The sequence below is a fragment of the uncultured Kordia sp. genome, assembly GCF_947489565.1.
Taxonomy (GTDB): Bacteria; Bacteroidota; Bacteroidia; order Flavobacteriales; family Flavobacteriaceae; genus Kordia.
Window position 1 is genome coordinate 223,380 of the sequence record NZ_CANLEA010000011.1, and the last position, 9,541, is coordinate 232,920.

Genomic DNA, 9,541 nt, shown 5'->3' on the forward strand with positions numbered 1-9,541 from the left:
CCTCAAACTAACCAAGCCATGTTTTCAGAATCAAAAAAAGGTCGCAATAACGAAACCACACGCGGACAGTCAAATCGAATTGGAAAATCGACAAGTATCAAAGGTGAAGTCGTCTCAAAAGCAGATTTTAGAATTGATGGAAAACTTGAAGGTAGTGTAGAAACTACTGGGAAAATTGTCATTGGTCCAAGTGGAGTTATTACAGGAAAAGTAACCTGTGCCAATGCAGACATTCAAGGACGTTTTGAAGGAGAATTGGTAGTAACAAACCTACTTACACTAAAAAGTTCTGCAATTATAGAAGGAGATGTTACCGTTAGTAAGTTATCCATAGAGCCAGGAGCTACATTTAATGCTACCTGTGCGATGAAAACAGGAATCAAAGAACTCAAAACAAGTGACGAAAAAAAAGCCGATAAAACCGCTTAAAAGCTACGTAAAATTCACGGGAATTGCATTTCAAATGGCGGTTGTCATTGGACTTGGCGTGTATTTAGGAATGTGGCTTGATGAAAAATATCCTAACAAGCACCAACTTTTTACCGTTGTATGTTCTTTAGTATTCGTAAGTTTGTCCATGTGGCAAGTCATACGACAGCTCAAAAAATTTAATAAAGACTAAAAGGGTGAAACAAAACGTACTCAAATTTCTTACACACTTTTCCATATTTGCAATTTCGCTTTTCGCGATACATCAATTATTGCACTCATTTGTACTGCCTGAAAAAACATTTTATTATGCTCCTTGGGCTATACATCTCTTTTTATTTCTAATCACATTTATTTTATATGTTGGAGTAGCATATATAAAAACCATTTTTGCAGAAAAAGCGGCATTAGCATTCTTAGGAGGAAGCTTTCTAAAAATGCTCGCAGGGATTTTATTTTTAGTGCCTTATTTCAAGAACAAAGACTACTTTAATATTGAAAATGTATTGGCCTTTTTTATCCCGTACTTCTTATACCTTGCCTTTGAAGCATACTACGTATTAAAGCTCATAAACCAAAAATAAAGGGCTTCTTAAGATTGTTTAAAAAAAACTTTTCAGGGAATCGAAAAAAAAATAGTTATTAACGTTGTATTGTTAATTAAAAACTTACCTTTGCACCGAAATTTAGGAACCATATATTTATATATAATACAATAAATATGATAGCTAAAAAATCTATCAAGAATTTAATTCTAGCAGTGCTTTTTGCACTACCACTATTCGCAACAGCAAGTGGAAGTACAAAAGAGGGAGAAGAAAAAGAATTTAATGTAGTAGAAATGATCATGCATCATATTGCTGATTCGCACGAATGGCATTTATGGGGAGAAGGTGATGATTCAGTATCAATTCCGCTACCAGTAATATTATATACAGACAATGGTCTCGTAACTTTCATGTCTAGTGCATTTCATCACGATGATTCAGGTAAAGAGATTGTGACAAGAAACGGAATGAATTTCGTTAGAAATCACGGAAAAATTTACCAATTAAATGCCGGTGAAACTTCTGTGAAGTTAGATGACGAAAAGCACATCTTAAATGGTGTAAAGCCACTAGATTTCTCTATCACTAAAAACGTAGCGTCAATGTTTATATCAATTATCTTGATATTATTCATATTCATCAGAATCGCTAGATCATACAAAAAATCAAAAGTTCCAACAGGATTTACAGGATTAATGGAGCCGCTAATTCTTTTCGTAAGAGATGACATAGCGAAGTCATTAATTAATGAGAAAAAGTACATGAAGTATGTACCGTACTTATTAACCTTGTTCTTCTTTATTTGGGTAAACAACTTATTAGGTTTAGTACCAACAGGAGCAAACCTTACAGGGAATATTGCTACAACAATGGTATTGGCAGTATTAACGCTATTAATTGTAAACTTTAGCGGTAACGCACATTACTGGAAACACATCTTTTGGATGCCAGGTGTTCCAACGCCAATGAAGTTAATTTTAGCACCAATTGAATTTATTGGAATCTTTACAAAGCCGTTCGCATTAATGATTCGTTTATTTGCAAACATTACTGCAGGACACATTATCATCTTAAGTTTAGTATCATTAATATTTATCTTCCAATGGGCAGGAACACCATCTATGCTATTGGCAATATTTATTATGATATTAGAATTCGTGGTAGCCTTTGTACAAGCATACATATTTACCTTCTTAACAGCATTATTCATTGGAATGGCTGTAGAAGAAGCACATCACTAGAAAGAATATAAGAAACAAAAACATAAAGAATTAATTTTTAAATTTTATTATTATGATTGGTAGTATCGCAGCATTAGGAGCCGGACTTGCAGTATTAGGAGTTGGTCTTGGTATCGGAAAAGTTGGTGGACAAGCAATGGAAGCTATGGCTAGACAACCAGAAGCAGCAGGTAAAATACAAACAGCAATGATTATTGCTGCAGTATTTATCGAAGGTGCGGGAATGTTTGGTATCGTAGTATCATTATTAGGTCTTAGATAATCTAACTGAAAAACATAACTCTTGTAGTACGGTTGGTACTACAAGAGTTATTACCATTAAAATTTAAAAAAAAAGATAAATAATAAAGTACTATGGATTTAATTACACCTGCAATTGGATTGGTATTTTGGGTAGCACTTGCTTTCTTAGCGTTAGTTGTAATTCTAAGAACTGCAGCATGGAAGCCAATCTTAGGAGCTGTAAAAGATAGAGAAGACTCTATCAAAAATGCTTTAGAAGCAGCAGAGAATGCAAAAAAGGAAATGCAAAACTTGCACGCTGATAACGAAAAGTTATTAAAAGAAGCACGTGCAGAAAGAGAAGCAATGCTTAAAGAAGCTCGTGAGATCAAAGAAAAAATGATCGCCGATGCTAAAGGAGAAGCGCAAGAGCAAGCAAATAAAATGATTGCACAAGCACAAGAAAGTATCCGAAGCGAAAAACAATCTGCTTTAGCTGAATTGAAAAATCAAGTAGCAAACATTTCTGTAGAAATTGCAGAAAAAGTAGTGCGTCAAGAATTAGCAGACAAAGACAAGCAATTATCATTAGTTGATAAAATGCTTGGTGATGTTACATTAAACTAATCAAAATACAATGGCAGGATCTAGAGCAGCAATACGTTATGCAAAAGCTATCTTAGCATTAGCACAAGAGCAAAATGCAGGAGAAGCTGTAGCGGAAGACATGGATGGCATCGTAAAAACTGTTGAAAACAGCAAAGATTTACGATTAATGCTAAATAGTCCTATTGTAAAGTCTGAAACTAAAAAAACAGTTTTACAAGAAATCTTTACAGGAATGCATTCAATCTCTGAAGGAGTAATAGATATGTTAGTGTCTAACAAACGAATTAACTTATTAGACAACATAGCTGTTCAATATTGTCACTTATATGATCAATTGCAAGGAAAACAAGTTGCCGTAGTAACGACAGCAATTCCTTTAACAGATGATTTAAGAGACAAAGTACTAGCTAAGGTGAAAGATCTTACGAATAACGAAGTAACAATAGAAAACAAAATCGACGAAAGTATTATCGGTGGATTCATTTTACGTGTGGGCGATTTGCAATACAACGCAAGCATCGCAAACCAGTTGAATACATTAAAACGAACTTTCTCTCAAAATTAAATACTAAATAAAATGGCAGAAGTAAAAGCTGCTGAGGTATCAGCAATATTAAAAAAACAACTTTCAGGATTTGAAGCAACTGCTTCTCTTGACGAAGTTGGAACTGTACTACAAGTAGGTGATGGTATCGCTCGTGTTTACGGATTAGCTAACGCTCAATATGGAGAATTAGTAGAATTCGAAACAGGAATGGAAGGTATCGTATTGAACCTTGAAGAAGACAATGTTGGTGTGGTATTATTAGGACCTTCTAAAGAAATTAAAGAAGGTGCTATTGTAAAACGTACACAACGTATTGCTTCTATTAAGGTAGGAGAAGAAATGGTAGGACGTGTAGTTGATACGTTAGGTAACCCAATTGATGGAAAAGGACCAATCGGAGGCGATTTATATGAAATGCCTTTAGAGCGTAAAGCACCTGGAGTAATTTTCCGTCAACCAGTAAACGAGCCATTACAAACAGGAATTAAGTCTATTGACGCAATGATTCCAGTAGGTAGAGGACAACGTGAGTTGGTAATTGGTGACCGTCAAACAGGTAAAACCACTGTATGTTTAGATACAATTTTGAACCAGAAAGAATTCTATGATGCTGGTGTACCTGTATTTTGTATCTATGTAGCTATTGGACAAAAAGCGTCAACAGTTGCAGCGATCGCAAAAACATTAGAAGAAAAAGGAGCTTTAGCTTATACAGTAATTGTAGCAGCTAACGCATCAGATCCTGCACCAATGCAGGTATATGCACCATTCGCTGGAGCAGCAATTGGAGAATATTTCCGTGATACAGGTCGTCCTGCATTAATCGTGTATGATGATTTATCAAAACAAGCGGTTGCATACCGTGAGGTATCGTTATTATTACGTCGTCCACCAGGACGTGAGGCGTATCCTGGAGACGTTTTCTACCTTCACTCTCGTTTATTAGAGCGTGCGGCTAAAGTTATTGCTGATGATGATCTTGCAAAAGACATGAATGATTTACCAGAATCATTAAAGCCAATCGTAAAAGGTGGTGGATCGTTAACAGCGTTACCAATCATTGAAACACAAGCAGGTGACGTATCAGCATATATTCCAACAAACGTAATTTCGATTACGGATGGACAGATTTTCTTAGAGTCTGATTTATTCAACTCAGGTGTGCGTCCTGCAATTAACGTAGGTATCTCGGTATCGCGTGTAGGAGGTTCGGCTCAAATTAAATCAATGAAGAAAGTAGCAGGTACATTAAAGCTTGACCAAGCACAGTTCCGTGAATTAGAAGCATTCGCGAAATTTGGTTCTGACTTAGATGCAGCTACATTAAACGTAATTGAAAAAGGAAAGCGTAACGTAGAAATCTTAAAGCAAGCACAAAACGATCCATACACAGTAGAAGATCAGGTTGCTATTATCTACGCAGGCTCTAAGAACTTATTAAAAGACGTTCCTGTTAACAAAGTAAAAGAATTCGAAAGAGATTTCATCGAGTTCTTAAACGCGAAGCACAGAGGTGTTTTAGATACGTTAAAATCAGGAAAATTAACAGACGAAGTTACAGATACGTTAACAACGGTTTGTAAAGAGATGTCTGCGAAATATAACTAAGATATAGTTAACAGTTAAAAGTTAGGAGTTTAGAGTTTATTTCAAACACAAATTCTAAACTCCGACTGACAATAATATAAATGTCATTAGAGGACAGTCCGATACGAAAAAAGAGTTTTGAATTTGCTTGTAATATTGTTAAATATTGTGATCAATTAAAAGCAAAAAAAGACTACGAACTAGCCTCACAACTGCTCAGAAGCGGAACCAGTATTGGAGCAAATACTAGAGAAGCACAAAGAGGAGTTAGTAAAAAAGATTTTAAACATAAATTTGGAATAGCTCTTAAAGAAGCTGACGAAACCAAATACTGGTTGGAAATATTAGAAGCTACAGGAAGAGAAGTACCAAAAGAAATGATGAATAAGTGCGAAGAGTTAATTAGAATTTTAGTAGCGATAGTAAAAAACTCATAACTCAGTACTTTACACTCATAACTTGAAGAAATGGCAAACTTAAAAGAAATACGTAATAGAATTAGTTCTGTAAAATCAACAATGCAGATTACGAGTGCTATGAAAATGGTATCGGCTGCAAAGTTGAAAAAAGCACAAGACGCTATCACAGCGATGCGTCCGTATGCAAACAAACTTACAGAATTACTACAAAGTTTAAGCGCAACCTTAGATGCAGATAGCGGAAGTAAATTTGCAGAACAACGCGAAGTAAACAAAGTATTATTAGTAGCTATTACATCTAATAGAGGATTGTGTGGAGCATTTAACTCTAACATTATCAAGCAATCAAACAACCTCATCAATACTGCATATGCTGGAAAGCAAGTAGATGTATTGACGATAGGTAAAAAAGGAAACGATATCTTATCTAAAACAAGCACGATTATTGAAAATCGTAGTGATGTTTTTGATGAATTAACGTTTGATAATGTTGCAGAAATCGCTAATAAATTGATGGAATTATTTGAAGCAGGATCGTATGATAAAATCGAGCTTGTATACAATAAATTCAAAAATGCTGCGACACAAATTGTAATGACGGAACAATTTTTACCAATTGTACCAGCTGAATCAGATGAAAATGTTCAACTAGATTACATTTTTGAGCCATCAAAAGAAGAAATCGTTGAAGGATTGATTCCGAAGTCATTAAAAACACAATTGTACAAAGCAATCAGAGACTCTTTTGCAAGTGAGCACGGAGCGCGTATGACAGCAATGCACAAAGCAACTGACAATGCGGGAGAATTGAGAGACTCATTAACGTTGACATACAACAAAGCACGTCAGGCAGCTATTACAAACGAAATCTTAGAAATCGTTGGTGGAGCAGAAGCGTTGAATAACTAATATCCACATTCTTTTCTGCGTGTCACATAGAGCGTAGTCGAGATGATCATATCATACAAAACCTCATGGAAACATGAGGTTTTTTGTTTTCATTATTGTGTGAAACGTCATTGCGAACGCAGTGAAGCAATCTGCCAAAATCATACCTTAAACTAGTGTTTGAAACCAACAGATTGCCACAAATTTCTATGAAATTCTCGCAATGACGTTTCAAATAGTTTCCCAACCGTCAGATCGAGTGAAATTTTAGTATAAAATTTTATATCGAGAAGCACTATGAAAACCTATTACTTCAAAGCACTTCTCGATACAAATATGCTTTGCAAATTCACTCGAAGTGACGATCAGAAATAAAAGCAAATCAACAAAAACTAACATCTAACAGCAAAGCGGTCTAACATCTAATAGCGAAGCAATCTGAAAAAGTTAAAAAACTTTTTCTGTAACATTTTCAAAAAACTGCATCTAAAGGGAAAATCAAAAAAACAAACAGTATGAAAACCTTTAGAAAAATCCTCATTATTCTAACCATTTTAGTGAGTTACACAGCGCAATCACAAGAAACTGCATTTCAAGTAGAAGTTATAGGAAAAGGAAATCCTGTATTATTATTTCCAGGATTCAGTTGTACAGGCGATGTTTGGAACGAAACGGTAAAAGAACTCTCCAAAACGCATGAATGTCATGTATTCACCTTTGCAGGATTCGGAAATGTTCCAGCAATTAAAGCACCATGGTTGGAAACGATTAAAAACGATATCTCAACATATGTAGCTCGTAAAAAACTACAAAAACCAAGCATCATTGGGCATAGCATGGGCGGATCATTAGCGTTATGGCTAGCTTCAGACAATCCGAATACCTACAAACAACTAATTATCGTAGATGGATTGGCAAGTATTGGCGCATTAATGATTCCTGATTTCTCTCCTGAAAAAGTTTCGTATGACAATCCATTTGCAAAACAGCAATTAGAAATGGACGCCACAGCTTTCAACAAAATGGCAACACAAATGGCAGCAGGAATGACATTAACCAAAGAAAAACAACCAATCCTTGTTTCATGGATGGAACAAGCAGACAGAAAAACGTATGTAAATGGTTATATTGATTTAATGAAATTGGATTTGAGAGAAAGCATCAAAAATATTCAAATTCCAGTAACGATTATGGCTGCAATAAGCTTCTATCCAAAACCACAAGTAGAAAAACTATATACAGAACAATATCAAAAATTGACCAACAAAAATATCATATACGTTGAAAACTCAGCGCACTTTATTATGTTTGATCAAGCAGATTGGTTTCTGAAAGAAGTTAAAAAGTTAGTTCGTTAATTAGTTGTGAGTTCTGAGTTAAAAAAGACAACAAATTAACGAATCCACAGAAAACAAAAAACATTCGTGAATTCGTGGTAAAAAATACTTTTTTAAGACCCAAGAAAAACAAATTAACGAATAAACAAAACAACAAAAACAATCTAAAAGCGCAGCGTTCTAAGAGCGCAGCGATCTAAAAACAAAAGAGTGTCACAACAATTCACACAGATTTACCAAGATCACTATGATAAAGTCCACAGACTCTGTCTCGGTTACGTAAATGGCGACGAGATGGTAGCTAAAGATCTAGCACAAGATGTATTCATCAAAGTTTGGGAACATTTGGATCAATTCAAACAAAAATCGAGCATAGGAACGTGGATCTATCGAATCACAGTCAATACCTGCTTGCTATTCATCCGAAAAAACAAAAAAGGAAGCTACAGTTTACCTGATTCACAAGAAGACGAGACTAATGTCGCAGAAGAAGAGAAAGCGCATCAAAATCGTTTAAAACAAATGTATGCGTGTATTCAGCAACTCAAAGAAACCGAACGCATCATCATCTTATTGGTCTTAGAAGGTTTACCGCAAAAAGAAATTGCGGACATCACAGGACATTCACACCAAAACATTCGTGTGATGGTGCACAGAATCAAAGAAAAACTTACAAAATGCGTCACCAATGGAATTTAAAGACATACAAAATACTTGGCAACAACAATCAGCGCAATCTACATTGCCTCCTGATTTTAAACCTGCACAACAAAAACTGCAAAAACTACGCAAAGAACAGCGCATCACACAGTTGATTTTAAGCGTCACAGGAATCGTACTTATCGGATTCTTCTTTTACATATCAGCCTACAAATACAACGGAACATTATTGGGAATGTCATTGCTCATTGGCGTCATCGTAGTACGTGTATGGATTGAAATTCAGAGTCGACAAAAATTGCGAAAAATCAATGTATTACTTTCGTTAGAAGACTTCAAAGCACAACTCATTTCATACTATAAAAAGCGAAAAACACTAGCTTTTAGAACCATTCCGGCATTGCTGATCATCTACAATATTGGCGTGATCATTATGATGTACTATTTCTATCAATACCTTTCGAGAGGATTTTTCTATTACGTTCTCATCTCGTATATCGTTTCGTTTATAGTATTATTTTACTTCATCCGCAAACAAGTATTAGAAGAACTGTTTATCTTAAAAACGCTACAGGAAGACTAAAAGTGCAGTGAATCAATAGCAAAACACAGATGTTGAAATTTATTTAGTTAACTTGGAACTATTCTTGTTAGAAGGTTATATGATACCTGTTGAATTTAAAATTGAAAAGTATTTTTTTCACAACAAACAAATCAACAAATTGACAAAAAAGAGCAAGCCAAAAACATTCGTGAATTCGTGGTAAAAATTAAAAGTCAAGAGTAAGCACAAAAAGCTAAGAGTTAAAAGTGTTGGGTTATGAGTGAGAAAAACAAACAAACGAATCAACAAATCAACAAAAAAGAGCAAGTCAAAAACATTCGTGAATTCGTGGTAAAAGTTAAAAGTCAAGAGTAAGCACAAAAAGCTAAGAGTTAAAAGTGTTGGGTTATGAGTGAGAAAAAACAAATTGACAAATCAACAAATCAACAAAAAAGAGCAAGTCAAAAACATTCGTGAATTCGTGGTAAAAGTTAAAAGTCAAGAGTAAGC

The 9,541-nt window shown here is 35.0% G+C and carries 13 protein-coding genes; all 13 read left to right on the forward strand.

Annotated elements, in window-relative coordinates:
* Positions 1-18: 18 nt before the first annotated feature.
* The 13 genes from Q0845_RS16445 to Q0845_RS16505 all read left to right on the forward strand — a co-directional run bounded on the left by Q0845_RS16445 (position 19) and on the right by Q0845_RS16505 (position 9,070).
* Positions 19-429, forward strand: a complete 411-nt coding sequence (locus Q0845_RS16445) for a polymer-forming cytoskeletal protein (protein ID WP_298515462.1) — start codon at positions 19-21, stop codon at positions 427-429.
* Entirely contained in the window at positions 398-622 is a 225-nt protein-coding gene (locus Q0845_RS16450; protein ID WP_298515465.1) for an AtpZ/AtpI family protein, read from the forward strand. Before Q0845_RS16445 ends, Q0845_RS16450 begins: the two co-directional genes overlap by 32 nt.
* 4 nt (positions 623-626) lie before the next feature.
* Positions 627-1,013, forward strand: coding sequence for a hypothetical protein (locus tag Q0845_RS16455; RefSeq protein ID WP_298515467.1), 387 nt, complete (start codon positions 627-629; stop codon positions 1,011-1,013).
* A gap of 137 nt (positions 1,014-1,150) precedes the next feature.
* Entirely contained in the window at positions 1,151-2,218 is a 1,068-nt protein-coding gene (atpB, locus tag Q0845_RS16460) for a F0F1 ATP synthase subunit A (protein ID WP_298515469.1), read from the forward strand.
* 52 nt (positions 2,219-2,270) lie between these two features.
* Positions 2,271-2,480, forward strand: a complete 210-nt coding sequence (gene atpE / locus Q0845_RS16465) for an ATP synthase F0 subunit C (protein ID WP_114901988.1) — start codon at positions 2,271-2,273, stop codon at positions 2,478-2,480.
* A 92-nt stretch (positions 2,481-2,572) separates the two neighbouring features.
* A complete protein-coding gene (locus Q0845_RS16470; RefSeq protein ID WP_298515474.1) occupies positions 2,573-3,067 on the forward strand; it encodes a F0F1 ATP synthase subunit B in 495 nt (164 codons plus the stop codon).
* 10 nt (positions 3,068-3,077) lie between these two features.
* Positions 3,078-3,614, forward strand: a complete 537-nt coding sequence (atpH, locus tag Q0845_RS16475) for an ATP synthase F1 subunit delta (protein WP_298515476.1) — start codon at positions 3,078-3,080, stop codon at positions 3,612-3,614.
* 12 nt (positions 3,615-3,626) lie between these two features.
* Positions 3,627-5,204 (forward strand): F0F1 ATP synthase subunit alpha, encoded by a 1,578-nt coding sequence (gene atpA / locus Q0845_RS16480; RefSeq protein WP_298515478.1) that lies wholly within the window; start codon positions 3,627-3,629, stop codon positions 5,202-5,204.
* A gap of 80 nt (positions 5,205-5,284) precedes the next feature.
* Positions 5,285-5,620, forward strand: coding sequence for a four helix bundle protein (locus Q0845_RS16485; protein ID WP_298515480.1), 336 nt, complete (start codon positions 5,285-5,287; stop codon positions 5,618-5,620).
* 30 nt (positions 5,621-5,650) lie between these two features.
* Complete coding sequence (gene atpG, locus Q0845_RS16490) at positions 5,651-6,511, forward strand: ATP synthase F1 subunit gamma (RefSeq protein WP_298515482.1); 861 nt, start codon at positions 5,651-5,653, stop codon at positions 6,509-6,511.
* Between the two features lie 494 nt (positions 6,512-7,005).
* Positions 7,006-7,848: an alpha/beta hydrolase gene (locus Q0845_RS16495; protein ID WP_298515484.1), complete on the forward strand. Its 843-nt coding sequence runs from the start codon at positions 7,006-7,008 to the stop codon at positions 7,846-7,848.
* 189 nt (positions 7,849-8,037) lie between these two features.
* Entirely contained in the window at positions 8,038-8,526 is a 489-nt protein-coding gene (locus Q0845_RS16500) for a sigma-70 family RNA polymerase sigma factor (protein WP_298515486.1), read from the forward strand.
* The gene (locus Q0845_RS16505; protein ID WP_298515490.1) at positions 8,516-9,070 is read left to right on the forward strand and encodes a hypothetical protein; all 555 of its coding nucleotides are present in this window, start codon (positions 8,516-8,518) and stop codon (positions 9,068-9,070) included. The genes Q0845_RS16500 and Q0845_RS16505 overlap by 11 nt, the downstream gene beginning before the upstream one ends.
* The last annotated feature ends 471 nt before the right edge of the window (positions 9,071-9,541 follow it).